Origin of the sequence: Paenibacillus prosopidis (assembly GCF_003337375.1) — a bacterium.
Classification (GTDB): Bacteria; Bacillota; Bacilli; order Paenibacillales; family Paenibacillaceae; genus Pristimantibacillus; species Pristimantibacillus prosopidis.
This window is the reverse complement of record NZ_QPJD01000005.1, coordinates 33,901-60,884: the sequence shown is the minus strand read 5'-3', so window position 1 is coordinate 60,884 and position 26,984 is coordinate 33,901. Positions and strand designations below refer to the sequence as shown.

Annotated in this window: 26 protein-coding genes; all 26 read left to right on the top strand. The window is 45.8% G+C overall.

The genetic code is table 11. The features are described 5' to 3' along the window. Nucleotides 1–66: 66 nt before the first annotated feature. The 26 genes from DFP97_RS30410 to DFP97_RS08745 all read left to right on the top strand — a co-directional run bounded on the left by DFP97_RS30410 (nt 67) and on the right by DFP97_RS08745 (nt 26,972). Complete coding sequence (locus tag DFP97_RS30410; RefSeq protein ID WP_147275035.1) at nt 67–300, top strand: DUF3885 domain-containing protein; 234 nt, start codon at nt 67–69, stop codon at nt 298–300. Between the two features lie 33 nt (nt 301–333). Beyond that, nucleotides 334–711, top strand: coding sequence for a hypothetical protein (locus DFP97_RS31125; protein WP_114379645.1), 378 nt, complete (start codon nt 334–336; stop codon nt 709–711). 19 nt (nt 712–730) lie between these two features. Further along, nucleotides 731–976 carry a helix-hairpin-helix domain-containing protein gene (locus DFP97_RS08860; RefSeq protein WP_114379644.1) on the top strand — a complete coding sequence of 82 codons (246 nt, stop codon included), beginning with the start codon at nt 731–733 and terminating at the stop codon, nt 974–976. Nucleotides 977–1,179: 203 nt separating this feature from the next. Further along, a complete protein-coding gene (locus DFP97_RS08855) occupies nt 1,180–2,061 on the top strand; it encodes a protein kinase domain-containing protein (RefSeq protein ID WP_114379643.1) in 882 nt (293 codons plus the stop codon). A 221-nt stretch (nt 2,062–2,282) separates the two neighbouring features. Beyond that, a complete protein-coding gene (locus tag DFP97_RS08850; RefSeq protein ID WP_245976024.1) occupies nt 2,283–3,074 on the top strand; it encodes a tyrosine-protein phosphatase in 792 nt (263 codons plus the stop codon). Nucleotides 3,075–3,796: 722 nt separating this feature from the next. Then, on the top strand, nt 3,797–4,081 hold the full coding sequence (locus DFP97_RS08845; RefSeq protein WP_114379642.1) for a hypothetical protein: 285 nt from the start codon (nt 3,797–3,799) through the stop codon (nt 4,079–4,081). Nucleotides 4,082–4,273: 192 nt separating this feature from the next. After that, nucleotides 4,274–5,029, top strand: coding sequence for a YveK family protein (locus DFP97_RS08840; protein WP_114379641.1), 756 nt, complete (start codon nt 4,274–4,276; stop codon nt 5,027–5,029). Further along, on the top strand, nt 5,010–5,702 hold the full coding sequence (locus DFP97_RS08835) for a CpsD/CapB family tyrosine-protein kinase (RefSeq protein ID WP_114379640.1): 693 nt from the start codon (nt 5,010–5,012) through the stop codon (nt 5,700–5,702). The genes DFP97_RS08840 and DFP97_RS08835 overlap by 20 nt, the downstream gene beginning before the upstream one ends. A gap of 282 nt (nt 5,703–5,984) precedes the next feature. Beyond that, nucleotides 5,985–6,890 (top strand): UTP--glucose-1-phosphate uridylyltransferase GalU, encoded by a 906-nt coding sequence (galU, locus tag DFP97_RS08830; protein WP_114379639.1) that lies wholly within the window; start codon nt 5,985–5,987, stop codon nt 6,888–6,890. A 2-nt stretch (nt 6,891–6,892) separates the two neighbouring features. Next, nucleotides 6,893–7,555, top strand: coding sequence for a sugar transferase (locus DFP97_RS08825; protein WP_114379638.1), 663 nt, complete (start codon nt 6,893–6,895; stop codon nt 7,553–7,555). A gap of 12 nt (nt 7,556–7,567) precedes the next feature. Then, on the top strand, nt 7,568–8,824 hold the full coding sequence (locus DFP97_RS08820; protein ID WP_114379637.1) for a glycosyltransferase family 4 protein: 1,257 nt from the start codon (nt 7,568–7,570) through the stop codon (nt 8,822–8,824). Between the two features lie 23 nt (nt 8,825–8,847). Then, the gene (locus tag DFP97_RS08815) at nt 8,848–10,197 is read left to right on the top strand and encodes an O-antigen ligase family protein (RefSeq protein ID WP_147275034.1); all 1,350 of its coding nucleotides are present in this window, start codon (nt 8,848–8,850) and stop codon (nt 10,195–10,197) included. Then, nucleotides 10,194–11,441, top strand: coding sequence for a glycosyltransferase family 4 protein (locus DFP97_RS08810; protein ID WP_181873421.1), 1,248 nt, complete (start codon nt 10,194–10,196; stop codon nt 11,439–11,441). The genes DFP97_RS08815 and DFP97_RS08810 overlap by 4 nt, the downstream gene beginning before the upstream one ends. 3 nt (nt 11,442–11,444) lie before the next feature. After that, on the top strand, nt 11,445–12,818 hold the full coding sequence (locus DFP97_RS08805) for an oligosaccharide flippase family protein (RefSeq protein WP_114379634.1): 1,374 nt from the start codon (nt 11,445–11,447) through the stop codon (nt 12,816–12,818). Then, on the top strand, nt 12,811–13,857 hold the full coding sequence (locus DFP97_RS08800) for a glycosyltransferase family 4 protein (protein ID WP_114379633.1): 1,047 nt from the start codon (nt 12,811–12,813) through the stop codon (nt 13,855–13,857). Before DFP97_RS08805 ends, DFP97_RS08800 begins: the two co-directional genes overlap by 8 nt. Beyond that, on the top strand, nt 13,854–14,741 hold the full coding sequence (locus tag DFP97_RS08795) for a glycosyltransferase (protein WP_114379632.1): 888 nt from the start codon (nt 13,854–13,856) through the stop codon (nt 14,739–14,741). Before DFP97_RS08800 ends, DFP97_RS08795 begins: the two co-directional genes overlap by 4 nt. 22 nt (nt 14,742–14,763) lie before the next feature. Then, nucleotides 14,764–17,736 carry a chitobiase/beta-hexosaminidase C-terminal domain-containing protein gene (locus DFP97_RS08790; protein WP_114379631.1) on the top strand — a complete coding sequence of 991 codons (2,973 nt, stop codon included), beginning with the start codon at nt 14,764–14,766 and terminating at the stop codon, nt 17,734–17,736. Nucleotides 17,737–17,808: 72 nt separating this feature from the next. Continuing rightward, the gene (locus DFP97_RS08785) at nt 17,809–18,360 is read left to right on the top strand and encodes an acyltransferase (RefSeq protein WP_181873420.1); all 552 of its coding nucleotides are present in this window, start codon (nt 17,809–17,811) and stop codon (nt 18,358–18,360) included. Nucleotides 18,361–18,397: 37 nt separating this feature from the next. Then, nucleotides 18,398–19,387: a polysaccharide pyruvyl transferase family protein gene (locus tag DFP97_RS08780; protein ID WP_181873419.1), complete on the top strand. Its 990-nt coding sequence runs from the start codon at nt 18,398–18,400 to the stop codon at nt 19,385–19,387. Between the two features lie 24 nt (nt 19,388–19,411). Next, nucleotides 19,412–20,782: a sugar phosphate nucleotidyltransferase gene (locus DFP97_RS08775; RefSeq protein WP_114379630.1), complete on the top strand. Its 1,371-nt coding sequence runs from the start codon at nt 19,412–19,414 to the stop codon at nt 20,780–20,782. Between the two features lie 32 nt (nt 20,783–20,814). Beyond that, nucleotides 20,815–22,155 (top strand): UDP-glucose dehydrogenase family protein, encoded by a 1,341-nt coding sequence (locus DFP97_RS08770; protein WP_114379629.1) that lies wholly within the window; start codon nt 20,815–20,817, stop codon nt 22,153–22,155. A gap of 24 nt (nt 22,156–22,179) precedes the next feature. Beyond that, nucleotides 22,180–23,346, top strand: coding sequence for a nucleotidyltransferase domain-containing protein (locus tag DFP97_RS08765; protein WP_114379628.1), 1,167 nt, complete (start codon nt 22,180–22,182; stop codon nt 23,344–23,346). Between the two features lie 121 nt (nt 23,347–23,467). Then, nucleotides 23,468–24,364 carry a phosphoenolpyruvate carboxykinase (ATP) gene (locus DFP97_RS08760; protein WP_114379627.1) on the top strand — a complete coding sequence of 299 codons (897 nt, stop codon included), beginning with the start codon at nt 23,468–23,470 and terminating at the stop codon, nt 24,362–24,364. Further along, complete coding sequence (locus tag DFP97_RS08755; RefSeq protein WP_114379626.1) at nt 24,361–24,654, top strand: lasso peptide biosynthesis PqqD family chaperone; 294 nt, start codon at nt 24,361–24,363, stop codon at nt 24,652–24,654. Before DFP97_RS08760 ends, DFP97_RS08755 begins: the two co-directional genes overlap by 4 nt. Next, nucleotides 24,654–25,145, top strand: a complete 492-nt coding sequence (locus DFP97_RS08750) for a lasso peptide biosynthesis B2 protein (RefSeq protein WP_114379625.1) — start codon at nt 24,654–24,656, stop codon at nt 25,143–25,145. The genes DFP97_RS08755 and DFP97_RS08750 overlap by 1 nt, the downstream gene beginning before the upstream one ends. Nucleotides 25,146–25,166: 21 nt before the next feature. Continuing rightward, entirely contained in the window at nt 25,167–26,972 is a 1,806-nt protein-coding gene (locus tag DFP97_RS08745; protein ID WP_114379624.1) for an ABC transporter ATP-binding protein, read from the top strand. Nucleotides 26,973–26,984: the final 12 nt, after the last annotated feature.

Here is a 26,984-nt window from a genome sequence, read left to right as displayed (position 1 = left end):
TAACATTCCTTGGGTTATTGCCGAAAGACCATAATATTACATTTTCAGCTATCGGGAAACGAGAGCGTGTCAAAAATAAAAGGAGCAGACGCCGCGGCAGCGTTTGCTTCTTGTAAAAGATTTGAACTTGGATTAAGTGGCCTTGAAGAAAACGTATACTTTAATGAAGCAATGCAACGCTCGCATAGCATTTGTAACTTTCTCTTTTCACCAAAAGACGAAGTCCATGTGATCAATCGCATTAGCTACTTGAATGAAAATAGTAGGCATAAAAAACTTGATATGCATCGTTTTTTTTAAACAAAACGAGCTGTTAAACATCTAGAACACCAAGTGCTTCCCTACGAACACGACAATGTTTTTGACGAAGGGCTCGCAGGCGTTTTCGAGACAGAGACAGAGCGGGCTGCACGTCAATCTGCCAATCAGCTAAAAGTGCAATCAACGGGGATTGATCTTTATAAAGATAACACTTGCCATATTTCTCACCTGCTTGAGATACCAAATGATCAGTGTAACCGGTTCGAAGAGGAGATCGGAGGAACGGGATTCACGTTGTTGCGTCAAAGTAAAGATCGGGATACTTCCGTTTACCAAGTTAATAAGACCGAAGCGTTGGCTCTGATTGATTATCAGAGCGAGCTTATGAACCTTTATTCTAAAAAATATGAAGGCGTATATCGCAGCTGGGAAATAGTAAGAGCTTTTTAGCCGAACATCATTCAATATCTTGGAAAAGGAGAAGTTATTATGCCAAAAAAACGAAGTTCTGGATGAACCGGAAAGCGACCTTCCAGCCGGATTATCCAAGCCGGCACTGCGTGCGCTCGCTGGGGCTGGCTACATGCGGCTTGAGCAGTTTACCAAGATCAGCGAGGCCGAGGTCAAAAAGCTGCATGGTATGGGACCAAAAGCTCTGGAGTTAATCCGTCAAGCCCTCGCCGCGAAGAGCCTATCGTTTGCGGACGGCTCTTGATGCGTAAGGACTTTGAGAGGGGATTTAGATGCAAAAGGAAATGTCAAAATAAATCTAGCTGGAATAAAGACAGGTACCAAGAGCAATTTCGGTGGCGTCAATGGTAGCAAAAGAAGTTGTGTTCAAAGATATGCCGGAGGGGACTGAGGATAAGATCCCCGGAATCCACGCTGTATTGCATCTAAATCACGAGGAGTAGGCCAATGACAAAAAATCTCTTCAGGGTCGAATTAGATGATGTGAAGTTTCAATTGCAGGAAAAACATGATTTTGCTTGGCTGCAAAAGCTTGGCCGGGTGTTTGACGTTTTTGACCAACAGGATTCCGGGAATATCAGCTTCGGACTGGAAAGAGATGGTGAAAAACTTTTCGTCAAATATGCTGGGGCAAAAACGTTAAATTTTTCAGGTGAGACACAAGACGCAATTCATAATTTAAGAGAAGCGGTTTATCTTTATCGTGAATTAAGCCATCCATCCCTAATTGAGCTGATCAATCATTTTGAGGTCAAATCGGCGGGGTATGCTGCAGTATTCAAATGGTTTGAAGGTGAATCTCTTCATCCACATTGGTCTTTTCCGCCCCCTGCTAAGTACAGTCATCCAGAATCCCCGTATTACCGCTATAAACAATTGACAGTGGCACAACGATTGGTTTCGTTAGACAGTATTTTTTCTTTCCATGCGTATGTAGAAAAGAGAGGTTTTGTCGCGGTTGATTTTTATGACGGGAGTCTACTTTGCGATTTTAGAAATAACGAGCTCAAAATATGCGACATAGATCTTTATCAAAGGAAACCATTTACTAATACAATGGGCAGACTATGGGGATCGTCACGATTTATGTCGCCGGAGGAATTTATTTTGTGTGCTGAGATTGATGAACGCACCAATGTGTTTAACATGGGAGCGATGGCTTTTGCTCTGGTAGGGGGCGAGTTGGATCGTTCATTTGCGAAGTGGGAAGCGGGAAGGGAACTTTATAAGGTTGCAATACGTGCTGTGAATGAAAATAGGCAGTTAAGATACCCGAATGTAGCTGATTTCAAAGCAGCTTGGGACTTAGCATCCTCTTTCTTTAATTAAAGGGAGATCCTACCGTTAATATGCTTTGAATTCATTACAGATACATCTTACTGGAAAATCTCCAGCCCGGGTTCAGTCGCGCGGACGGATTCGGACATAGACAATCGCCAGGCGATTTAGTTTATAGTAATTAAAAAGCTGATAATTTAACTTTCATGTGATAGAATATGGCCATGCTTGCCTTCGGGGTAAGTTTGAAACTATTATTCTAGGAAGTGAAAATGAGCATGATAGACATTCATACGCATATACTGCCCGGATTGGATGACGGAGCGGCGAATTGGGATGAGACTTTGAATATGGCAAGGGCCGCCGCTGCGGAGGGAATTACAACTATCATCGCAACGCCGCATCATGCTAATGGGAAATATATCAACACAGCCAACGAAGTAGAAGAGCATACGAAACGGGTTAAAGAGCAGTTAATAGCAGCGGGTGTGCCTGTTACGATTATGCCTGGTCAGGAGATTCGGGTGCATGATGATCTGCTGGAGGCATGGGATAGGCAGGAATTGCTGCCTTTAGCCGCGTCTAGCTATGTGTTAATAGAGATGCCATCCTCTCGCATACCGAGAGCGATGAATGAGCTGATTCATGAGCTCCGTATAATGCAGCTGAAGCCAATTATTGCTCATCCTGAACGGAATGCGGAAATTGTGGAGCACCCGGAACGTCTGGCTGATCTTATTCGGGAGGGTGCTTACGCGCAAGTAACTACCCATTCGTTACTTGGCGGCTTTGGCAGACGCATCGAACAATCCGCATGGTCGCTTTGCAGCAGTGGACTCATTCATATCGTTTCGTCGGACGCGCACCATCTGGAGCGCAGAGGCTTTCGGCTGCGCGAAGCCTATAATGCTATCCATGAGCGCATGGGAGCGGAGTGGGAGAGCTATTTTCTAAGCAATGCGCAGTGCGTCGTCGGAAATAAGCCTTTCGGCAGCATGCCTATCGTAACACATACATCCAGAGGTGTATGGAAGCGTTTAATTTCCTATTTTCAAAATACATAATGCAGGAAGAGAAGCTAATTTGGCTTTTTTCGTGCAATAATAAGGTAATTTTTGGAAACGAGCAGATCCTTTTTTTGCGGAAATGCTTGTTTTTTTATGACTTAAAGAATAAAAACGCTTTCATGTACAAAAATGATTATCTAGATCCTTAATGCAAATGCCGTCGAATGGTGTTTTTGGGTCCTACTTTTGTAGGACGCTGGACAATAGTCCCTTATTTCATCCTAAAAAGAGCGTAATTATTAATTAAATTTGAATGAAAAACAAAGAAATGAAAAGTCAAAAACCTTGATTTGACAAGGGAAAGCATCAGTTTAACTATATACTGAATGAGTCTAAAGAAGGAATATTTGTAAAGATACATAAAGCGCTTCCAAATGACAAAGTTATCTGTTTAGTTACTAATAATGAGAAAAGTTAAAATTACCTAATTCGATAAATTAGGAGTCCGTACTTATGAAAACAATTTTGAAAATGAGCAGGAATGTCTAACCGACAACATGTCTTTATTCCCTCAAGAATTGCAAAAATCTGTGTCATACTTAGACTCACAACGTAAGCAAGGCTAACATGACTCCTGAAACATTTTAGGAGAAAAATCAAATGCTATGACAAAAATTATATTTTACTAATATTAAAACCTCTTAATGAAGCTTGTGTTATTTGTCGATTTGTAGCAATCTTAAGTGAACGAGAGGGTTGAAAAATGGAGGGTGTCAAAGATGAATGTTTCGAATATGGAGCAGAAGCAAGTACGGCTGAAGCAATTTTTGAAAAAACTATCCGAAGATCCTTCTCTATTAAATCAAGAGAGGCAAGAGGATTCGAGATCGTTAGCTGAGATTCTTATGTTAACCGGATATACGCCCCGGAATGAACCCGTTGACATGGCTGAGCTTGTATCGCTGCTGCTCAAGAAGGTGGGACATGAGGCTTGCTCGAAAGGTATGATGGAGCACGTCATGAATGGCGGAACGGTCGATGAGTTTATGAATATAGGTAAATAAGCAAATTACATAGCAGTTACATAACAGTTATATAATCGTGATTAGGCAGTATAGAAGACTGGATGAATCTCTGAATAAAACCATGCCCAAAAGTTCGCGTTTTGAATAACTTATCTACATTAATATTCACTAGGAATAATTTATCACAACATAAATGACAAAGATGACTTAACTAGTAACGGAGGAACCAAGTTGGAATTAAAACGATATTGGAACATCATCAAAAGAAGGCTGTTATGGATTGCTTTAATTATTTCAGTAAGTTGTCTGACCATTGGTTTTTACTCCTTCAACTTCATCGAACCGCAGTATCAAGCTTCCGCTACACTAATCGTCAATGACTTCAAGGACAGCAGCTCGATGCAACCAAGCATAGACGTAGGCTCCATTAACTCCACGATCGGACTCATCAAAACCTACAAAGAAATCATTAAAACGCCTCGTATGATGAAAAAAGTCATCAAAGAGTATCCGGAGCTTGCTAAGACGTACGGCGAACTCGCTGGCAAGGTAACCGTCAGCTCGGTTAATGAAACGCAGATCATGACCATAACCGCCCAGGAAGACTCCTATGAGAAGGCGGCCAATATCGCCAACGCCGTTGCAATCGTTTTTCAAAAATCGGTTCCTGAGCTGATGAAGATTGACAATGTTTCCGTCTTGGACCAGGCCGATCCGAACGAGACGCGCGGCCCGGTGGCTCCGAATCCGATTATGAATATTGCCGTCGCATTCATACTGTCTTTGATGGCGGGCGTAGCCATTTCCTTCCTTCTGGATTATTTGGATGACACGATCAAGAACGAAGAAGACATCGAGATGCTGCTTGGGGTTCCGGTACTGACTTCGATTCCGAGATTTAGAGAAAGTGATGCCACTGAACGGGGCAGCCAAGCCCCGTTAACACCAAGAGCTGGGAGGGGAAGCAATGTCTCGCTTGATACGTAAATGGAACCTTATTACGGAAAGAAATCCGAAATCGCCAATCTCCGAAGGCTATCGGATGCTGCGGACAAACATCGAGTTTTCAACGATTAACGATAAGATGCAAATCATTATGGTCACCTCTTCCAAACCAGGCGAAGGAAAAAGCATAACATGCGCCAATATGGCGGTCACTTTCGCTCAGGCAAACAAGCGGGTGCTGGTGGTTGATGCGGATTTGCGAAAACCGGCGCAACATCACATTTTTGCAATATCCAACCATAAAGGCCTGACCACCGCCTTGCTCCATCAAAAAGAGCTGCAGGATGTCATCCAGCATACGAATACGGAGAATCTGTCGGTCGTTACCGCGGGTCCGACTCCGCCTAATCCGTCAGAACTGCTGTCGTCGACGCAAATGGGGGCGCTGCTTGAAACAATGAGGGAGAGATACGACGTGATCATCATCGACACACCGTCGATTATGTCCGTAACGGACGCTCAAATCGTTGCCACTCAAAGCGATGGCGTAGTTCTTGTCATCGACTCGGGAAAAGTGAAAAAAGAACTTGCGCTCAGGGCGAAGGCCTCTCTCGAGCATGTGCAAGCCAATCTTATCGGCGTCGTTCTCAATAACATTAACCGAAATCACTCGGATTCCTATTCCTACTATTACGGAGCCAGCAACGAAGCTTAGCGTCATTACAGCGAACAATATCCGAGCTTGCTTGGAAGGTAATGTCTCCTGCACCTTTATCACCGGAGGCACTCGGTCATGCTGTGGGTCAAACGACCTTAGACGTTTAGCGTCAAGGGCGTGACGTGAGGAGGGGTTCAATGCCCTAATTTTTATTTTTACCTCGGATTTTTTTCTAAAAATCCGAGCTATGCTCTCAGAGACAAGGAAAGCATAGCTCGCATTTTTAGCATCTCGGTACAATGCGAATAAAAAAATATAAATAGGATAGGGTGAAATCAAATGAAAAAAGTGAGAAAAGCCATTATTCCTGCTGCAGGACTTGGTACCCGGTTTTTGCCGGCGACGAAAGCGATGCCGAAAGAAATGCTTCCAATCGTTGATAAGCCCACCATTCAGTACATCGTAGAGGAAGCCATTGAATCAGGGGTAGAAGACATCATCGTTGTGACTGGTAAAGGTAAACGTGCGATCGAAGATCACTTTGATATTGCGTTTGAGCTGGAATATACGTTGGAGAGCAAAGGGAAGCTTGACATTTTGGAAAAAGTTAGAAAATCCTCCAATGTGAATCTTCATTATATAAGGCAAAAAGAAGCGAGAGGGCTCGGACACGCCGTATGGTGCGCCCGCAATTTTATCGGAGACGAACCGTTCGCTGTTCTGCTTGGCGATGATATCGTTGAGGCCGAAGTGCCTTGCATCAGGCAGCTGATCGAGCAGTATGAGCGTACCGGACGTTCGGTCATCGGCGTACAAACCGTCAATGTGGATCAGACAGACCGGTACGGGATTGTCGATCCTGGCGAGACGATGGACCGTCTTTATCAAGTGAACCGTTTTGTGGAGAAGCCGCCGAAAGGACAGGCTCCATCCAATTTGGCAATTATGGGCCGATATATTCTAACCCCGGATATATTCGATTACTTAGGACAGCAAGAGATTGGCGCAGGCGGAGAAATTCAGCTAACCGATGCGATTCAAAAGCTGAATGTAGATAAAGGCGTTTACGCTTATGACTTCCAAGGCAAGCGCTATGATGTGGGTGAAACTCACGGCTTTATTATGACGACAGTCGATTTTGCGCTCCGGAATAACGAACTTCGACACAAACTTATGAGCGAACTTGGAGAATTGTTGGAACGTGAGCATGCGAAACAGCAATTAATTGGCATAGGGGGTGAATAACCATGCAACCACAATATCGCGATGAAGTGGTATTGAACACTCCTAATGACTATAGGTATTTCCTGAATTCGGTGTTCAAACGTGCCATTGACATAACCGGTTCGCTGGTTGGATTAATTCTGTTAAGCCCGTTGTTTGTTATGATTGCCATTCTGATTAAATTAGAGGATCCGAAAGGCTCCGTATTATTCTATCAAACAAGGATCGGTAAGAACGAGAAGCCGTTCCGGATGTATAAATTCCGCTCCATGGTAAGCAATGCGGAAGAGAAACTGAAAGATCTGCTTGCTCAGAATGAAATTGAAGGCGCTATGTTCAAGATGAAGAACGACCCGCGTATTACGAAAATCGGGAAGTTCATACGTAAAACAAGCATTGATGAGCTCCCGCAGCTGATTAACGTGCTCCGGGGCGAAATGTCCTTGGTCGGTCCAAGACCACCACTTGTAAGGGAAGTTGCGGAGTATACAGATTACGACAAGCTGCGTTTAACGGTTAAACCTGGTTGTACAGGGCTTTGGCAGGTTAGCGGCCGTAATGAATTAAGTTTTAAAGAAATGGTTGAGCTGGACTTGAGATACATCCAAAATCGGAGCGTTGTGTTTGACTTGAAAATCATATTCAAGACATTCAAAGTGCTCCTTGGGGCAAAAGATGCTTTCTAAGGCGGAAAATGAATGAAAAAGATGATGTTTATTACGAACCGGCTGCCGTTTCCAAATACGGACGGCAGAAAAAACCTGCTTCAGCAATACATTTATCAAATCAAAGATATTTATCCCGAATGTGAAATCGTAAACTTGTCTTTTGTTGATGACAATAAGTACCTGAAGGATAAGCCGGATGCGATTTCTCGCTTGGTATGTCTGCAATTGCCCGGTATGGCCGAAAAGCTGTTCAATGTCCTGGTCTATTCCTTGTTAATGCGAAGGTGGCCGCTGCAAGTATCCGTTTATTACTCCCGGAGAACACATCGGCTGATCAAAGAAATGATTAAGGAAGAGCAGCCGGAATTCATCTTTTACGATATGGTGCGTGTAGCGGAATACGTTACGGACGGAATCGGACAAAAGGTGCTCAGCTACGATGATCTTCTGTCATTGCGCTATGAACGTCAGCTTCAATGGTTTCAGTACATTCCGTCCGTATTCGGCGGCTTCTCGGACAAGCTTCCATCCGGTGTCAAGCGGTTTGCAAATTTGAAGTTCATTCAAAAATGGCTTGTCGCTTTCGAAAGCAAGCTGCTGCACAAGTACGAGAAACATGCAGCCCAAAATTTCCAGCACCTTATCTTTACATCTCCCAAAGAAGCGGAGACCTTCCGGCAAATTGTCAGTCATCGCTCTTGTCTCGGCATCCCGATGAGATTCGACCCGGATAGGAAAATGACGGGGAATCCCAGGTCATACGACAGGAACAAGATCGTCTTTGTAGGGAAAATGGACATCCCGCATAATAGCTCCGCCGTTGTTTATTTCTGTGAGAAGATATGGCCCAGGATAAAGCAGCAGGCACCGAAAGCAAAGTTCCATATCGTCGGAAAAAATCCGACTGCCGAAGTGCTTAGGCTGCAGCAGGCCTATCCTGACATTATCGTAACCGGCGAAGTGGATAACGTTAAGCGGGTCGTAAGCGATGCCGCGCTAATGATCGCTCCGCTGCTTTTTGGCACAGGAATTAAAACGAAGATCGTCGAGGCTATGTCTTGGGGAGTACCAGTCGTAACCAATCCGATCGGCAGTGAAGGCATCAATGCAATCAATCATGAGGATCTGTTCGTCTGTGAAACGGATGAGGAGATGGTTCAAAATGTACTCCTGTTATTGGACAACGATGAGATAAACGAAAAAGTATCGCGCAATTCGATCCGTTACGTGACCCATCATTTCAGCAGCTCCGTGACCCGCAAAAATCTGGAGTTGATTCTATCGTAGGGCAATTGCGCAAAGAGCAGGTGTTGGTTATTCGAAATCTTGTAATTGCGCTATTTATGTTATCCCTGATGCTCCTGACGTATGACAGCTTGCCCTACTTCCAGTTCTCGGTATATCGGCCGATATCTATGTTTCCGATGTTCCTTGCATCCATCTTGCTCCTGTTTACCGACTTCAGGTTCAAGAAGGGAGATGTTTTCTTTCTCCTCTTCGTGATGTACAGCGTCGGGCATTCCTTAATCGTTGCAACAAACAACGGTGATATCGGAAGCAGCGCGTCGCATATTATCACGCTTCTGTTCGGTCTGTCTATGTACCGGGTATCGGTCTATGTCACTGAGCAAGCGAAAGAAGATCCGGAGATTATAAAGCGAATCGCGAAAAGTATTGCGATAGGTTTTATTCCTCCGCTTTTTGCCGGTTTTCTTCAGCTATTCGACTCATTTTTCGTCCGCAACGGATTTTCTGGAGCCTTTACGGGACTGTTCGCGGATAAAGTGTATCTCCGGAGAATTCAGATGCTGTCGGGCGAGCCTTCATGGGCGGCGATTCATATGCTGAGCGGCGGGTTAATTATGTTCTTCCTGTATAAGCAGGGGTTCCGTAAGCAGCTGCTTCTGCTTGTCGCCACTATGCTGCTTATGGTGCTTTCCTTCTCCGCTTACGCTTACACCGTGCTGCTGACCGCACTGGTCATTTATGTACTGGTCACGAACAAGAACAGAGGCCGGATGCTGGTCGTCCTGGCGGCCTGCGCCTTAGTCGTTGTTGTAGGCGTGCCTTTTCTGATCGAAACGTTCAAGATAAGCGGCTATTTTACGGACCGGTTTCAGTTTAATTTCAATCAATTAATAAATAATGATAATTCATTTTTTATCAGGCTGGTGTTTCCGGCCATCGGTTTTATGGAATTTGCCAGACATCCGATTTTTGGAGTAGGCGGCGGCTTTTATTATACGGAATTTGCCTCCCTCCTACAGCAGCATTTCAGCAGCGGATTGAAATTCAGTGAAGTGTACGATCTGGTATTTATTAATCCCTATGACGCAACGTCAAGAAATATGGTGTCGAAGGTGTTCGCTGAGGAAGGCCTTATCGGGGCTATCCTTTTTGGAGGATTTCTGGTTTCGATTTTTCGCAGCTGCGGGGCAAATTCGTATTCGAAATTCGCTTTTGCGTTATGCATAGCACTCGTCATGAATTTTGATTCTTATGCTTTTCTGGATTTCTGGTTGTTATTCGGATTCATCCGCGGGGGAGGGTTCGAAACGGAAGCCATACGTACCGGTATGCCTGTACGAGTGCCCGTTCGGGTTAAAGGTCAGATAGCACCCGTTAGACCTATATATAGCGAATGGAGACGAAAGGCATGAAAATCGTTATTGTAAATAGTTTGTACAGCCCGCATATTATTGGCGGTGCGGAAATATCGACGCAAATCTTGGCCGAAACGCTTGATACAGTGGCTGAAGTGCATGTGCTTACGACAGGAGGACAAAAGAGAAACGCCGGTATAACGTCAGAGTTGATTAACGGGATTAAGGTTCATCGTGTTCCTTACAACAATTTGTATTGGATCGGCGATACGGAAAACCGCGGCAAGCTGCATAAGGTGGCTCGCAGACTTCTCGATTTCTATAATCCTGTACAAATTCGAACTGTGACGAACCTGTTGAAGGAAATAAAGCCGGACTTAGTTCATACTCAGAATTTGTCCGGTTTCGGGGCTGGGATATGGACAGCTTTCTTCAAAGCGGGTGTACCGATCGTTCATACATTAAGGGATTACTCGCTTATCTCGCCTGTCAGCTCGCCGATATCCAATCCACTGATTGCTCGGTTATACAGGCTGACTTCTCTTGGATTCAGCAAACGGGTATCCGCGGTTGTTGGTATATCTTCGCATATTTTAAACCGTCATACGGAATCGGGATTGTTTCCGAATGCTGAACACCTGGTCATTCCGAACGTCGTGGATGGCGACATCGTCGCAGGAGAGAAAGATTTCGCGCGTAAGCCGCTGCGCATCGGCTATTTCGGCAGAATCGAACCGGAGAAGGGCGTTCGTGAAATCATCGATGCCGTCCGTTCATTACCGAGTGAGGTGATTGAGCGCCTATATGTATGCGGTGATGGCAAGCTGAAAGAGGAGCTTTCGGAATCGTGCAGGAATGACGACCGAATCGTGTTCACCGGTAAAGTGAAGCCGAAAGAGGCTCGGGAACTCATGGCCCAAGTAGATGTCACAGTTGTTCCTTCGATTTGGGAAGAGCCGTTCGGGCGGGTCCTCATCGAATCCTATCAAGTCGGTACGCCCGTATACGCCTCAGCAGTAGGAGGAATTCCGGACGTTGTGCCGGCTCGTCAATTTCTTTTTGCTCCAGGCAGTTCAGAAGCCATTCAAGATAAATTAAAGGAATATTATTCATTCACGGCTGAAAAAAAACGAATGATTCAAAGACAATGTCTGGAACATAGCCGCAAGTTCACCAAACAATCGCAGCTTGAACAGTATTCGGGATTATATAAATCGGTTCTGACTCAGGTAACCGGTACTGAACAATCGGAGAAGACTTTTTCAACTGGAAAAAAAATAAAGGCCGGCGTGGGAAGGTAGTCTATGGCACAATTGGCAATCCGTAAAATATTAAATGGGAACGGTCTTGTTCAAACGATTATGCGCACAAGCGCAACCAACTTTATGGTGATGGTCATCACCACGCTGACCTCCATCATGACGGCAAGAATGTTCGGCGTCGCCGGCAAAGGGGAATTTTCGGCGATTCTGTTCTGGTCGACCTTCCTGGTAGGAGTTGTTGGATTCGGACTTCCCACTTCTCTTATTTACAACATGAAGCGGCATGCCGGCAAAGGAGCGGAATACATCAGGGCAGGCTTTCTATTCCAACTCCCGGTCAGCATCATTGTCGGCGTCATTTCATGGATGTATCTTCCGGTTTGGCTGGGCAACTATTCTGCCGAGGTCATTCAGACCGCCCGATGGTACACCGTGCTGACGCTGCCGCTGCTGCTAGCGGTCAATCTGATTGCGGCGCTTGCGCAAAGCTCGGATAACTTCAAAATCTATAACGGCGTAAGGTTGTTTGTTCCGCTTTTTAACTTGGCGGGTATCCTCGTACTCTTTATGACAGGAGTGCTTGATATCCACGCTGCTTCATTCGTCTACCTGATCACAACGCTGCTAGTCGTCATTTGGTCCTTGTATCAATTGAGGGGCGAGCTGAAAATCGATTGGTTGAAGCGTATGGTTGACCGGGCAGCGGCCAAGTCGTTATTCGGTTACGGCAGCAGGGTGTTTGGCGTTGAGCTGCTTGGTACCTTGTATTCGCAGTTTGACAAAATCATTATCTTATCGCTGCTCACGCCGCGGGATTTCGGTTTGTATAGCGTCGTATATGCTCTGTCCCGCGTTTTCAACACGGTTCAGATGGCCATCTCGAATGTCATTTTTCCGAAATTGACAGGGCTGGACAAGGACAAGATTATCGCAACGGTCGGCCGGGCTTTCCGGTTGTCGCTTATCCTGATGACGATCGTGGTCGTACCGAGTATATTCGTCGGCAGATTCCTAATGGGTATTTTATTCGGTAAGGAATTTTTGGAGGCCAGCACCGCGTTTTATCTTCTTTCTATTGAATGCATTCTCGGGGGCGGCTCTTGGATTCTGGCAGCTTCGTTCAACGCATTGGGTCGACCCGGTCTCGTTCTAATCCGACAAGTTATAGCACTTGCGATTACGATCGGATTATTTTTTGTATTTACCCCTTTATACGGTCTTAACGGAATTGCCCTATCTTTATTAATCGGTGCGCTGGTAAGAATGCTGATCACAATAGCCGCGATGCGGGTCGCGTTTAAGGTGCGGTTTGCCGGCATGCTTTTTGATAAAGACGATTTCCGCTTTTTGATCGGGCGTCTGAGAGAAAAAAAGATCATTAAAAGAGCTGGAAGAGCAGGTGGAATGGATGAGTAACCCAACAGTTTACATGTGGCCTAAAGTTAGCGAATATAACAAATATTCCGAATTGCTGACAAAGTCCATCGAAGAGAACGGTCTGCAGGTGGAACATTACGATACAAAGAACACCCTTAAACCTGCAAAGGGAGACATCGTCCATATGCATTGGCCCAGTTATTCGTATCAGGCGTCCAATTTCCCCCTAACGATCGTGAAGTCGCTGTTATTTGCCGGACTTCTTTTGTTTTTGAAAGTAAGGGGAGTACGGTTGTTTTGGACCGTTCACAATATTTGGCCGCATTCGACTGGCAAAAGTAAATGGAATTATATGATGCGAAAGTTTATTTTATCCGTCTGCAACAAAGGATTCGTCATGAGTGAAACGGTAAAACAAGAGGTTATCGAAACGTTCGGGGTGAGCGCTGATAAGCTGATTGTTACACCGCATGGCCATTACGTGGACGCCTATGTCGGCAAAGGGACGGATATCCGTAAGCGATTCGGCATTCCGCCGGAACAGTTCCTATTCTTATTTATCGGCAGAATCAACCCTTATAAAGGAATCGAGAAGCTAGTCGAAGCTTTTTTATCGGTTAAGTCGGACTCCGTTGGATTGCTGATAGCGGGAAAAGTAGATGACGGTTATAAATTGGATTATATCGATCCGATTAACGACGGCAGAATCAAAGTTTATCCTCATTTTGTGGATGACCACGAACTTGTCGACTACTTACGGGCGGGTAATGTTATGGTGCTGCCTTACAACCAGATTACGACTTCCGGAAGCGCGATTCTGGCTCTCTCTCATTATAAGCCGGTCGTTGCGCCCAAGCTCGGTTCGCTCAGCGAATATGTTTCCGAAGGATGCGGAATCTTATACGATCCTGCTGACCCGGACGGGTTATGCAAGGCGCTGGCAATGTCGGTAAATATGAATATGAACGAAGTAGAGAAGCACATTTCAAAAAAATTGGCAGAATTAGACTGGCAGGGGATAGCCGGAAAAATGATAAAAGTTTATACCGGGACAAAACGGTACGAGGTGAATGCATGAAAGCGACAGTAGCGATTTGCACCCATAACAGAGCTGAGGATGTGAGAGAAGCGCTTTTAAGTCTCTTACGGCAAAACTTTACGGATGCGTTTGAGGTGATTGTGGTTGACAACCGGTCCACCGACAACACCAAACAGGTTGTTCAAGAAGTCAATAAGATGACAAGCATCCCGATTATTTATGTTTATGAAGAACGGCTGGGGCTCTCCGTAGCCCGGAATCGTGCGATTCGCGAAGCGAAGGGCGAGTATGTGCTGTTCTTAGACGATGATGCAATGGCTTCCAAGGAATGGATTAGTGGGATTGTCTCCTTATTTGAGACCGATCCCAGAATCGGCTGCGTTGGCGGCAGAATCGAACCCGCTTGGGAAGGGGCGGAGCCGACTTGGCTTTTGCCGGAAAACCGGACGCTCTATACCATTTTGGATTATTCCAATGAAATTGTAGAAATGAAAAAGCCGGCCATACCATTCGGAGCCAATGTAGCGTTCCGTAAATCCGTGTTCGATTCGCTAAAACCCTTTCGCGAGGATCTGGGCAGAGTGGGGAGTAACCTGCTTTCAAGCGAGGAAGCCGAGCTCATTGATCGAATCCGCAGCCGCCATACCGTCTTTTACACACCTCATGCCTGGGTGAGGCACAAAATTCCGCGCAGCAGAGTTAGCAGAAAATGGCTGCTGCGAAGAATTTATTGGCAGGGAGTCAGCAGTGCGGTCAGCTCGGAGCGGAAGACAGGCATTATCGTTAAATCCGTCCTGAAGATTCCGGTGTTTCTGTTGTTGACGGTCATTTTTTTCTTCGATAAGCATCGGATATTCCGCAATATAAGCAAAATTATATACAATAACGGTTTGATCAGCGGTGTATTGCGCACCTATAACTAGACAAAGAGAGAAAAGGAGAAAAATGGTGGAGAGGTTAAAAAACATCAAGAAATATAATCGTACACTGCTTTATATTTTATTGATTTTTAGTTTACTTATAACCATTATGCCGATACACGGTTTTGCAGACAACTCTACCAACACTACTTCAGCTGAAATAATAGTTGATGATCTTGTGGATTGGAGTCATGTTTACAAACATTCGGAGACTCTCTCTCTACAAGTATCTGAGGCTGCGGCTGATCCCACCCGGGTGATCCGAAGCTTTCGATCAAACGAATACATGACGTACCGGTCGAACGGTCCTCTAAGGAATTTTTCCTTATACACGTACTATCGTCCGGACAACGGGCCTTACAATCATCCGAATTTTTATGTTTCCCACGATGGACAAGAATACGAGGAAGTGACTCCGCAAGTTTACAAAGACGCGGATAACATGAATTTTGTCGTGTACGAAGTACGGAACTTTCGTGGGGATGCAAGATACTTGAAAATACAATACACTGGCAGCGATATCTCTAAATCACCGGTAATTGGGAAAGCGGTGCTGAATGGTTCATTGGGCGTAAAGTCCAACCTGCCTTCGGGGTCCATCCCCTACGGAAGTATGGTCATGTTGGAAAGAGCAACTGCCGGCGATACCGTGTATTACACTACGGACGGCAGCGACCCCAGAACATCTCTTACACGCAAGCTTTATACTTCACCGATCAAAGTGGTGAACGAGCTTCTGTTAAAGATTACCGCCGTAAACCATTCGGCATCGGGCAAATCAGCGGCCAGCAGGGTTTCCACCTACCGGTATGTGTCGGATGGTTCTTTGGATACGACAGTCGGAATGAACGACACGCTCGAAAATTTTAAACAGCTTTACAGCAAATCGAGTATTTATATTTTGAGAGATACTCCCTATTTCTTCGGCAACGACTCAAACCGGATGGTGCGTACTTCAAAGAAGCCAGGGAACATCATTTATCAAACGGATTACGATATTTCAAACTTTATGGTCTACAGCTACTTTTTTACTGGAAAGGCCATTGAGAAACATCGGATCTTCATTTCGGAGAATGGAAAGGATTATTCCGAAATTTCTGCTAAAGCCTATTCGGTAGGCCATCCAGTAGGGAATTGGCAGAAGTACGCTTACGAGGCTTCGTCACTGCCGGCGGGTACGAGGTATTTGAAAATCGAGCTGCACGGATCGGCTGCGTCTTGGTCGCCCCAGGTTTCAAATGTGATTTTAAATCGAAGCACCGCTTCCGTGGGCATTAAGTCAACCAAAAGCGCCGAAACATTACACGATGTGCAGTTAACGGCTTCGGGCGAGGCAAAGATTTTTTACCGTTTGAATAATGGGTTCGGCTTCAAGTCCTATTCCGAACCGCTTCAACTCACGGGTTATAACGTGCTGGAAACCTATGCGGTCAAGGATGGTATGGAGCCAAGCCCCATCCGTAAATACACGCTCAACGCAAGCAATCTAATTAAAGTGGACAGGTTCGGTCAATTGACCTCTGCGAATTTTCCCGGGAAGGTGACAAATGAGCAGCAGCTGGAAGCGGATGCCGAGGCAGACGCCTCCTATTACAGCGGTTTAACACCTCCTTCGGACCGCGACCAATACGGCGGCCTGAAAGGCAGTGCGGCAAAATACGGGTTGCAAAAAACGGGATTTTTTACAATTCAGCAGATAGGAAGCCGCAAAGTGATGACAACTCCGGGAGGCAATCTCTTTTTCAGCTTAGGGGTGAATGGTCTTACAGCCAATGAAACCTATACGATGGTAAAGGGCCGGGAGGAACTGTTCGAATCGATGCCTTCTAATCAAGAGGAATATAAATCGGCATTTATGGGGTTAGAGAATTTCTCGTTCTATCTGGCGAACAAATACCGGAAAACAGGGAAAGTTCCAACCGAGCATGCTATTTATTCGGAAGCGGCCGAGCGCATCAGGAAATGGGGATTTAACAGTGCGGGTGGCTATTCGCCTGAAAAATACAGCAATGAGAGCAAATTGCCTTACGTTCGGATGCTTCCGCTTACGAGCATGAACTGGTCTAATATTGGCGGGATTTCGATATTCGACATTTTTGCGCCGGATGCGGAAGCCAAGCTCGATAAGACGTTAGCTAATGTACTCAAGCCGAACAAAGATGATCCGTTGCTGATCGGGTACTTCATCGACAACGAATACGAGTACCATAAGTTTTATTCCCATGTGCCGAAGCTGAAGGCAAGCAAAGCAGCCATCAAAGGACGTTTGGTTAAAAGACTGAAGGATAAATATCAAGACATAGACAAATTTAACAGCCATTGGCAGACAAGCTTTGAATCCTTTGAAGAATTGAAGGAAGCGGAGCTGCCGATCAATACATCGTCAGCATGGCGTGATATGGATGCATTTTTTAGATATTATCTGGAGACGTTCTTCGGAACGGTTTCACGGATCTACCGCAAATATGATCCGAATCATCTCCTTCTTGGAGACCGCTGGCTAACGACTCCTTTCCATAATGAGAAGTTTCGGAGCGTGATGGCGGAGATCGAAGGGAAATACGTGGATGTTATCAGTATCAACCATTACAGTTATCATCTCAAACCCGATCTATTGGAGGATGTACACAAGAAGTCGGGCGGCAAACCGATTCTGATAAGCGAATTCGGTTACGGTACAGCGGAACAAGGATTGGAGCCTCTCCTTCCAAATTCGGCCGCGAACCAGTTTGAGAGAGGGATGCGTTACCGGAATTATATGGAGGGGGCAGCCAGTCTGGACTTCATTGTAGGCGTTCATGTATTCAATTACGTGGACCAGGCAGGTCTCGGAAGATATTGGCAGGGAATTTGGGGAGAACGCTATAACTCCGGCCTTGTGAATGTCGCCGACCGTCCTTATAAGGAATACCTGGAAGGGATTATGGACACCAACTACGACATCTACAAGTTAGTTCTGGGGGAACGGCCGAAATTTTATTACGAGTTAAGGAAATAAGCGTCTTCTCGATCTTTACGTCGGCGTTGGCCGTTTCCAAGGATGGAATCCCACCACATGGAGGTGAACATCATGGAAAAAAGAAAGAGAAGTCTAAAGGAATATGTCAGATATGGATACCGTATTGTGCTCGGCATGATGTTTAGAAGGAAGTTGGAACAGGGAGGCAGCATGCTTCGCGTGTGCGGCAGAGTCATTGTATCCAAAGCTAAAGATTCTAAATTGATTATCGGGAAAAACGTCATCTTGCATAAAGATACCGGCTTTTATTTGGAATCGAAAAAAGCGAAGATCGAGATTGGCGATTATACCTTTATTAATCGAAGATCTGAAATTAGGTGCAAAGAGCAAGTAAAGATAGGGAATAATTGTGCGATTTCCTGGGATGTATCCATAATAGATACCGATTATCATCAACTTTCAGGTACCGAATCGACGAAGCCGGTCTTCATTGGAGATAAAGTTTGGATCGGCTGTAAATCGACGATTTTAAAAGGCATCACCATTGGTAACGGCGCCGTTGTTGCGGCGGGTTCTGTTGTAACAAAGGATGTGGAGCCCTATACGCTTGTGGCGGGAGTACCGGCAAAGGAAGTCAAACGGAATGTCAAGTGGAGTCTCTAGTGATTAAAGAGAGAAAACAAATAAAGGAGAGTTTATTATGCTGAGTACCCCGAAGAATGTTCACCCTATGGAAGGAATCAAAAATAAGCTTCGCCAGATTTTGAATGTCATTCCGCCGGGCTCCAACATCTACTATATCGATATACCCGTTCACAGCAACGGCGGCGACCTACTCATTATGAAAGGCACGGAAGCGTTCTTCAAGGACTATAATATTCGCGTCCGTGCACGCTACAGCGTGCTTGATTTTCCCGATTCGCTGATGATTCCGAAAGATCATATTATCGTGCTGCATGGGGGAGGTAACTTCGGCGACCTGTATCCGGCACATCAGAAGCTGCGCGAGAAAATTATCACCAGCTATCCGTACCATCGGATCGTGATGCTTCCACAGACGATATTTTATAAGAAAGAGTCTGAATTCGACCGGACGGCGCAAATATTCAATGGACATAAAGATATTCATCTCTATGTCCGCGACACGTTGTCCTATCAATCTGCATCCGAGAAATTCCATAGATGCAACGTTTATTTATCACCCGACATGGCCCATCAATTATGGCCGATCCGGCACAAAGGAAGCCCGGGCAAAGATCTGCTCTGCTTCTTCCGCACGGATATTGAGAAAACGATTGAGCAGGAGAAGCTCGAATCGGCGGGTCGCGGCGATTATTTGGATTGGAACTCCTTGTATAACCGGGTGGAGCAGAAATCGATTAATCTCATTGTCAGAATGATAAAGAAAGGCAGCAGTCCACTGCCGATGCAGGCGATTTGGGGGAGGTACACCGATTATCTGGTAGATAAAGCTGTCAAGCGCTTCAGCGGCTACCAGACGGTACAGACATCAAGGCTGCATGGCCATATTTTATCCTGCTTAATGGACAAGCCCAATACGCTGCTCGACAATTCTTACGGCAAGAACTCCAACTATTATCATACATGGACAAGCGGCATAGGTTCCGCCCAATTGATTGTGAAGAACGAAGGGCAAAAAACAAGTTCGAATGCTTCGCAAATCAGTTAACTACTATATATAGGAGGAGTTTCCATGAAAATTGTTCTACTCTCAGGTGGCTCGGGCAAACGCCTGTGGCCGCTCTCGAACGATGCCCGTTCCAAGCAGTTCTTGAAGGTGCTGAGGAATTCGGAAGGCGAGCATGAGTCGATGGTACAGCGGGTTTGGGGGCAGATTGCGAGTGCCGGACTTGGTGATCATGCTTTTATCGCAACAAGCAAGCCGCAGGTTGAAATGATCTACAACCAGCTGGGAAGCGAGATTGAAGTGATTGTCGAACCGGAAAGAAGGGATACGTATCCTGCGATCGCGCTGGCGGCCACCTATTTGTACTCGGTTAAAGGCGTCAGCCTGAATGAAACGGTCGTGGTCATGCCGGTCGACCCTTTCGTTGAGGAATCGTTCTTCCACAAGACAAAGGAACTGGACCAGGTCTTGAACGAGTCGGGTGCGGATATGGCTCTTATGGGAGTAAAACCGACATATCCTTCGGAGAAATACGGGTATATCGTTCCGCAAAGCGGAACCGCGCATGACGCGCCATATATGAATGTACAAAGCTTCCGTGAGAAACCCCGCGAAGAAGAAGCAGCGGTCATGATTGAGCAGGCAGCACTTTGGAACTGCGGTGTTTTCGCATTCAAGCTGGATTTCATCATTAATATTCTGCTTTCGCACGGGCTTCCGATCCAATACGACGAAATGGTTAAGCAGTACGACAAGCTAACGAAGAACAGCTTCGACTACGAGGTAGTGGAGAAAGCCAATCTTATCGTCGCGCTGCCATACGAGGGGGATTGGAAGGATCTTGGTACATGGAACACGCTGACGGAGGAGATTGCGACCCCGCTGATCGGCAAAGGAATTATTTCTGATAGTTCATCCAATACGCATATTATCAACGAACTGGATATTCCGATTACGCTGCTTAATTTATCCAATGTTATCGTCGCGGCGAGTCCGGATGGCATTCTTGTCTCAGACAAGGCATCAAGCCCGATGATCAAGGAGGTTATGAAGCACTCGGATCAACGTCCTATGTACGAGGAGAGACGTTGGGGCCGTTACAGGGTGCTCGATTTCTTGAAATATCCAGACGGGAAAGAAGTTCTGACCAAACGGATATGTTTAGCGCAGGGTAAAAATTTAAGCTACCAATACCATTTGCTTAGAGACGAGGTATGGACCGTCGTTTCCGGTAATGGGGTGATGGTCCTGAACGATAAGCGGTTTCCGGTTAAGGCCGGAGATGTACTCGTTATATCGAAGCAGAGCAAGCACAGTTTATTGGCGGAGACGGAAATGGACATCATTGAGGTGCAAACCGGGTCGGAGCTTATAGAAGAAGATATCGTCCGGCTTGCCTTCGATTGGAATGAAATTATTGAAATATGTGCCGTATAAGTGAAGGGATTTCAATATAGGGAGTGATGAGAATGAACATTACGGTCATTGGCACCGGATATGTCGGGCTCGTATCGGGTGTCTGTTATGCGGAGCTGGGGAATAAAGTCATTTGTGTCGACAAGGATCTTGGAAAGATCGAGACGCTGCAGGCTGGCGAGATTCCCATTTATGAGCCGGGGCTGAAGGAGTTGGCGGATAAGAACTGTTCCGCCGGAAAACTCGCTTTCACAACCGATCTGACCGAAGCGGTACGTCAATCGGACATTATCATTCTGGCTGTCGGAACGCCTCCGATGCCAAGCGGCGAGGCGAATATGGCCTATATCAATCAAGCCGCCCTTGATATCGCCGAAGCGATGAACGGCTATAAAATCATCGCTATAAAAAGCACGGTGCCGGTCGGCACGAACGAACGAATCCATGAGCTGATCCGCACCCGCACATCCGAGCCGTTCGATAGCATTTCGCTGCCGGAATTTCTCCGCGAAGGTTCTGCCATCAAGGATACGCTGAATCCGGACCGGATCGTCATCGGTGCCGATTCTGGGAGCGCAGCCGATACTATGGTCGAGCTGCATCGGCCGCTGACGGAGCAAATTATTGTGACGGATATCCGCAGTGCAGAAATGATTAAATATGCTTCCAATGCTTTTCTCGCTACGAAAATTTCGTTTATCAACGAGATTGCGAACATTTGCGAGAAGGTAGGCGCAGACGTGACGAAGGTTGCGGAAGGGATGGGCTACGACAAGCGGATTGGACAGTCGTTCCTTAAAGCCGGAATCGGCTATGGAGGCTCCTGTTTTCCGAAGGATACCAGAGCCCTTATCCAAATCGCCGGTAACGTCGATTACGAGTTCAAGCTGCTGCGGTCGGTTGTGGAAGTAAATCAAGATCAACGGTTTAATGTGATTCGCAAGCTGGAGACAATCTTTAATGGCCAATTGCGGGGTAAGACAGTCGCGGTATGGGGACTGGCCTTTAAGCCGAATACCGATGACGTCCGCGATTCACCGGCGCTCGAAATCATTCAATATTTGGTAGAGAACGGCGTGAAGGTGAAAGCTTACGATCCTATCGCTATGGAAAACTTCAAAGGCTTATACGGCAAGGAAGGCGTCATATGGTGCAATCAGGCGCTCGATACGGCACAAGACTCAGATGCGCTTTGTTTACTGACGGAATGGGATGAATTCGCGGAAGTGGATTTGAATCTGCTGCAATCCGTCATGAAGCAGGCCATTCTGATCGACGGACGCAATGTGTTTAAAGAGGAAGATTTGCTCGGAACCGATTTCGTTTATTATTCCGTCGGCCGCCCGAGCCTGAATAAAGGCGTCAAACAGCAAATTCCTGTTATGCAATTGTAATTCTAACGATAGTGGGGTTCTGACATGATGAAAGCAGAGAAAATTGATTTAAGCGATATTTCGAATGAATTGTCATTTATGCTATTCATTCTGCGCGACGTTCAAGAGTTGGATGAGAAGAGGATACGAGAATTCACTACGAATCTGAAGTGGGATTCGTTTATACAATTAACCCTGCATCATCGTGTTTATCCGATCGTTTACTTGAAACTAAATCAAATCCGTTCATCTCTTATTCCTGCCGATATTATGGAGACGCTCCACTATCATTACAATTCCAATATCATTAAGATGATGCAGCTAACTAGAGAGATGAATAAAATTTGCGATGAATTATCAGTCAACAGTATACGCACCATTTTGTTGAAAGGCCCCATTCTGGCGATTCAACTTTACGGTGATATGTCGCATAGGACTTCCAAAGATCTGGATATTCTGCTCGATGTAGAAGATGTGGAAAGAGCACAGGAAGTCATGACACAGCTTGGATATGAATTAGAGGATAAGGATTCATTACATCATAATTGGAAAGATAAGCATCACCATCTTTCCTTCCGTCATAAAGAACATTCTGTACAAATTGAAATTCATTGGCGGTTAAATCCTAATTCCAATGCTTCGCATTCATTCAATCAACTATGGGAACGTAGAAATACAGTTCAATTATTGAATCAGTCATTTCATTGCTTAGGCAATGAAGACCTGCTCTATTATCTTGCTGATCATGGTGCCAGGCATGCCTGGTTTCGATTACGCTGGTTAATGGATATCGATCGTTTAATGTCTAAAATGGATAGCGGGAAAATGCATGATTATTTTAGACAGTACGGTGGTCAATCATTTACAGGGCAAGCCTTCATATTAGCTTTCAACCTCCTTGATTCAAAGATTCCTCATTCTATGAATCAAGTGACGAATAATAAGAAGGCTCTTCGGCTAGCGAAAACATCTTTGTTTTTTATCAAAAAGATAGTTAAATTAAACCCGGTCCCGGAGAAAAGCGTCGTTTGGCAGTATTTCCGATACACTCTATCACTAATGACAGGCAGGCAGAGAGCGAGATATCTTCTGAATCACCTGGAACCTAACGTGAAAGATATGTCTCTGCTGCCGCTATATAAACCATTTCATTTTCTATATGTTCCGCTCCGGCCGTTTCTATGGTTTTGGAGAAATATCATAAATAATTAATTTTTGTTTAGAAAAAAAGCGACATAAAATGAATTTTCAATACGAATAGTATAAATAAATACAAATTTTATACTACTTGCTAAACGGGGTGTTTACTCTGAATGATTATCGAATATTTGGTTTGAACATTAAAAGTAAAATTGTTCTGCCTGAAGCATATGAAATACATGGAATTATTTCGGAATTTGATGTAGAAATTGAATTAAATCCACCGCTGGAAGATTGCCAGGATCAATTTACAACGGACAACTACCAGTTCGATAACGGTCGATTTCTCTTCCATGTACCCGAAACAGCCTTTTACAGCATTACATCCGGTACCCAAATCACGATAACCCCATACCCGGGAGCGGATGAGGCGAAGATTCGGCTTTTCCTGCTCGGAACCTGTATGGGCGTACTGCTCATGCAGAGAGGGATTCTACCCCTGCACGGGAGTGCAGTCGTCATTGACGGGAAGGTTTACGCCATTGTCGGGGAATCGGGTGCCGGTAAATCGACTCTTGCCGCAGCGTTTGTGCGCGTTGGATATCCATTAATGACGGATGACGTTATCGCGGTCTCCTTATCCAATGATTCGGCAGCAGCTACTGTCTATCCGTCCTATCCGCAGCAGAAGTTGTGGGAGGAAAGCATAGAACAATTAGGATTGCTTTCTCACAACTATTCATCGATTTACCAAAGGATTAACAAATACGCGGTGCCTATACGGTCCCAATTTTGCAGAGAGCCTCTCCCTCTCGCCGGGGTAGTTGAGCTTATCAAAGCTTCCGAACCAGAACCATCTCTTAAAGCTTATAACAGATTAGAAGGGCTTCATGTCTTAAATGTGCATACCTATCGAAATTCCCTTCTCCATCTGTTGAACCTGCAGCAATGGCAATTTCAATCGATTGCCCGGCTTGCTTCCGGGCTCCCGGTGTACCAGCTCCGCCGCCCGGCAGACGGCTTTTCTGCCTTTAACTTAGTTGATCAAATTGTCAGTCTGACTAATAAAAAGGAGGTTGTTATTTCATGAGCGTTGATATAATTACCGCTAACGAACTTGTTGTACAGTCGGATGGTTACCTCGTAAGCGAAATGAACGGGGAGAAGATCATGCTGAGCATCGAGAATGGCAAGTACTACAACTTAGGCCAGCTCGGGGGCCGAGTGTGGGAGCTGATGGCATCCCCTGTTTCCATACAAGATATGGTGAAGCAACTAGTGACCGAATATGAGATAGAGCCCGGAGCGTGCGAACAGCAAGTTCGTACTTTCCTGCAGCAGCTTAAATCCGAAGGACTCATACAAGTTAGAAAGGAATAATGAACTTGTATAGGAAAGCGATAAGAAAAGTTAAGAGATTTATAGCTTACCCCGCAGACTTGAAGCGGATGTATGTGGAGGCTTATTTTTACTTAGCTTTGGCGAGGGTGCTTAAGCTGCTGCCATTCGCAAAAGTAGCTCCTTCTCTTGGCGAGCATATGAGGGAGACACCATATACGAGCACTATAGAACAGGATCTCATCCATCGTAAAGTATCCAAGGCCGTTCATGCGATGAGCCGCATCACCTGGTGGGAAAGCCAGTGCTTAGTCAAGGCTGTCGCGGCCATGAAGATGCTGAAGCGAAGAGGGATCGAGAGTACGCTTTATCTGGGCAGCGGCAGGGATGAGACGGGGAAAATGATTGCTCACGCTTGGCTTCGCAGCGGGTCGTATTATGTAACCGGCAATGAAAGACTGGAACGGTATGCTGTCGTTGCCGTGTTCGGGAATCACACAGAAGCTGCGGTTCTGTCGCCAATTGAGCGGTAATCCGCATTAGGGGTTTTTCTTATGAAGGATTTATTCTATTTTATTCGAAAAATGCACCAGGTCTCAGGATTCCGTCTATACCTCAATATGTTCACTACATTCGTGATCAGCTGTCTGGACGGTATCGGAATCTATATGATCGTTCCTATGCTTAGCATTATAGGCGTATTTCAAATGAATATGGACGAAGTGCCGCTTGTCTCTTCCTTATTCGCATTCATCGAGTCATCGTCAATCGAGTTAAACTTGCCGGTCGTACTAGCGATATATGTGATGATCGTTGGCGGACAAGCATTGCTTCAGCGAAGCCAGATGGTGTTGAACTCACGGATTCTGCAAGCCTTCGTCCGTTCACTCCGGACGGAAACGTATCAGGGGCTGCTTGGGGCAAAATGGGAGTTCTTCCTCCGAAAGCGGAAGTCGGATTTTCATCATGTCATGGTTAACGAGCTCGGACGGGTCAGCTACGGCACTTCACTCTTCCTGCAGATGGTCACAGGCGTTATTTTTACGGTTATTCAAATCGCTCTGGCCTTCTGGCTCTCTCCGTTGTTAACGGCTGTCGTGCTTATAAGCGGCGGAATACTCGCTATATTCTCGCGCAAGTTTATTAAGAAGGCGGGACATATTGGCGACAAGACATCGGAGCTGTCTCAGAGCTATTTTGCAGGAATAAGCGATCATTTCAACGGCATCAAGGATATTAAGAGCAACAGGCTGGAACGCTCCCATATCAGTTGGTTCAACAACATGAGCAAGGAGCTTGAGAGCAACGTTATCCAATTAGTACGAGTCAATTCTTTGTCCCAGTTCATCTACCGGATCTCTTCCATAACGCTTATTGCCGGATTCGTCTATTTAGCTTTAGAGGTCTTCCACACCCCGGCTGAGCAATTGATTCTGGTGGTTCTCATCTTCTCGCGGCTGTGGCCGAGATTTATCGGGATTCAGTCGAATATCGAACAGCTGGCGACCAATCTGCCTGCTTTCAAAGCCATGCGTAAGCTGCAGCAGGAATATGAGCAGGAGAAGGAGCTCACCTTGTCAGGCTCTTCGGACGGGGGAAAGCAATTTCAATTGCAGGAAGGAATCGAATGCAGACAAGTCAATTACCGGTACGACCCTAAAGAGCCGGTGTTTGCTCTGCGTGATATTAACGTCTATATTCCTGCGAATCGCATGACGGCTATCGTAGGTATGTCCGGTGCGGGGAAAAGCACGCTGATTGATATGCTCATGGGGCTTATTCAACCGGAGAGAGGGCAAGTGCTGATTGACGGCGTTACGCTGAGAGACGAGAAACAGCTTCTCTCGCTGCGGAGCGCAATCGGCTATGTGGCACAGGATCCGTTTCTCTTCAATGCAAGCATTCGGGATAACTTGAAGCTGGTTGACCCTTATGCCGAAGACACCGAGCTGTGGAACGCTTTGAAATTCTCAGTATCCGATGAATTTGTACGCATGCTGCCGCAAGGTTTGGATACGGTCATCGGTGACAGGGGCATTCGGTTGTCCGGGGGAGAGCGGCAGCGGATTGTACTCGCGAGAGCCATATTGAAGCGTCCCTCCATTCTAGTGCTGGATGAAGCGACCAGCGCGCTGGACAGTGAGAATGAACGGCTGATTCAGGAGGCGCTTGACCGTCTTAAGGGAAGCATGACGATTATTGTCATTGCCCACCGATTGTCGACTATCCGCAATGCGGATCAGGTCATTGTCATAGAGCAGGGTGAGGTTATTCAGCAAGGCGGCTATAAACAGCTGTCTCAAGAGGCCAAAGGAAAGTTCAGACAACTGCTAAACTATCAAACAGGCGTTAACAGCTAGTTCGGTTACCCC

Coding starts and splice junctions, on each gene's coding strand:
- DFP97_RS08810 (WP_181873421.1), top strand. CDS start 10,194: ATGAAAATCGTTATTGTAAATAGTTTGTACAGCCCGCATATTATTGGC.
- DFP97_RS08845 (WP_114379642.1), top strand. CDS start 3,797: ATGAATGTTTCGAATATGGAGCAGAAGCAAGTACGGCTGAAGCAATTT.
- DFP97_RS08765 (WP_114379628.1), top strand. CDS start 22,180: ATGATGAAAGCAGAGAAAATTGATTTAAGCGATATTTCGAATGAATTG.
- DFP97_RS08780 (WP_181873419.1), top strand. CDS start 18,398: ATGCTGAGTACCCCGAAGAATGTTCACCCTATGGAAGGAATCAAAAAT.
- DFP97_RS08820 (WP_114379637.1), top strand. CDS start 7,568: ATGAAAAAGATGATGTTTATTACGAACCGGCTGCCGTTTCCAAATACG.
- DFP97_RS08795 (WP_114379632.1), top strand. CDS start 13,854: ATGAAAGCGACAGTAGCGATTTGCACCCATAACAGAGCTGAGGATGTG.
- galU (WP_114379639.1), top strand. CDS start 5,985: ATGAAAAAAGTGAGAAAAGCCATTATTCCTGCTGCAGGACTTGGTACC.
- DFP97_RS08770 (WP_114379629.1), top strand. CDS start 20,815: ATGAACATTACGGTCATTGGCACCGGATATGTCGGGCTCGTATCGGGT.
- DFP97_RS08800 (WP_114379633.1), top strand. CDS start 12,811: ATGAGTAACCCAACAGTTTACATGTGGCCTAAAGTTAGCGAATATAAC.
- DFP97_RS08825 (WP_114379638.1), top strand. CDS start 6,893: ATGCAACCACAATATCGCGATGAAGTGGTATTGAACACTCCTAATGAC.
- DFP97_RS08755 (WP_114379626.1), top strand. CDS start 24,361: ATGAGCGTTGATATAATTACCGCTAACGAACTTGTTGTACAGTCGGAT.
- DFP97_RS08805 (WP_114379634.1), top strand. CDS start 11,445: ATGGCACAATTGGCAATCCGTAAAATATTAAATGGGAACGGTCTTGTT.
- DFP97_RS08750 (WP_114379625.1), top strand. CDS start 24,654: ATGAACTTGTATAGGAAAGCGATAAGAAAAGTTAAGAGATTTATAGCT.
- DFP97_RS08785 (WP_181873420.1), top strand. CDS start 17,809: ATGGAAAAAAGAAAGAGAAGTCTAAAGGAATATGTCAGATATGGATAC.
- DFP97_RS08775 (WP_114379630.1), top strand. CDS start 19,412: ATGAAAATTGTTCTACTCTCAGGTGGCTCGGGCAAACGCCTGTGGCCG.
- DFP97_RS08850 (WP_245976024.1), top strand. CDS start 2,283: ATGAGCATGATAGACATTCATACGCATATACTGCCCGGATTGGATGAC.
- DFP97_RS08745 (WP_114379624.1), top strand. CDS start 25,167: ATGAAGGATTTATTCTATTTTATTCGAAAAATGCACCAGGTCTCAGGA.
- DFP97_RS08855 (WP_114379643.1), top strand. CDS start 1,180: ATGACAAAAAATCTCTTCAGGGTCGAATTAGATGATGTGAAGTTTCAA.
- DFP97_RS08835 (WP_114379640.1), top strand. CDS start 5,010: ATGTCTCGCTTGATACGTAAATGGAACCTTATTACGGAAAGAAATCCG.
- DFP97_RS08790 (WP_114379631.1), top strand. CDS start 14,764: ATGGTGGAGAGGTTAAAAAACATCAAGAAATATAATCGTACACTGCTT.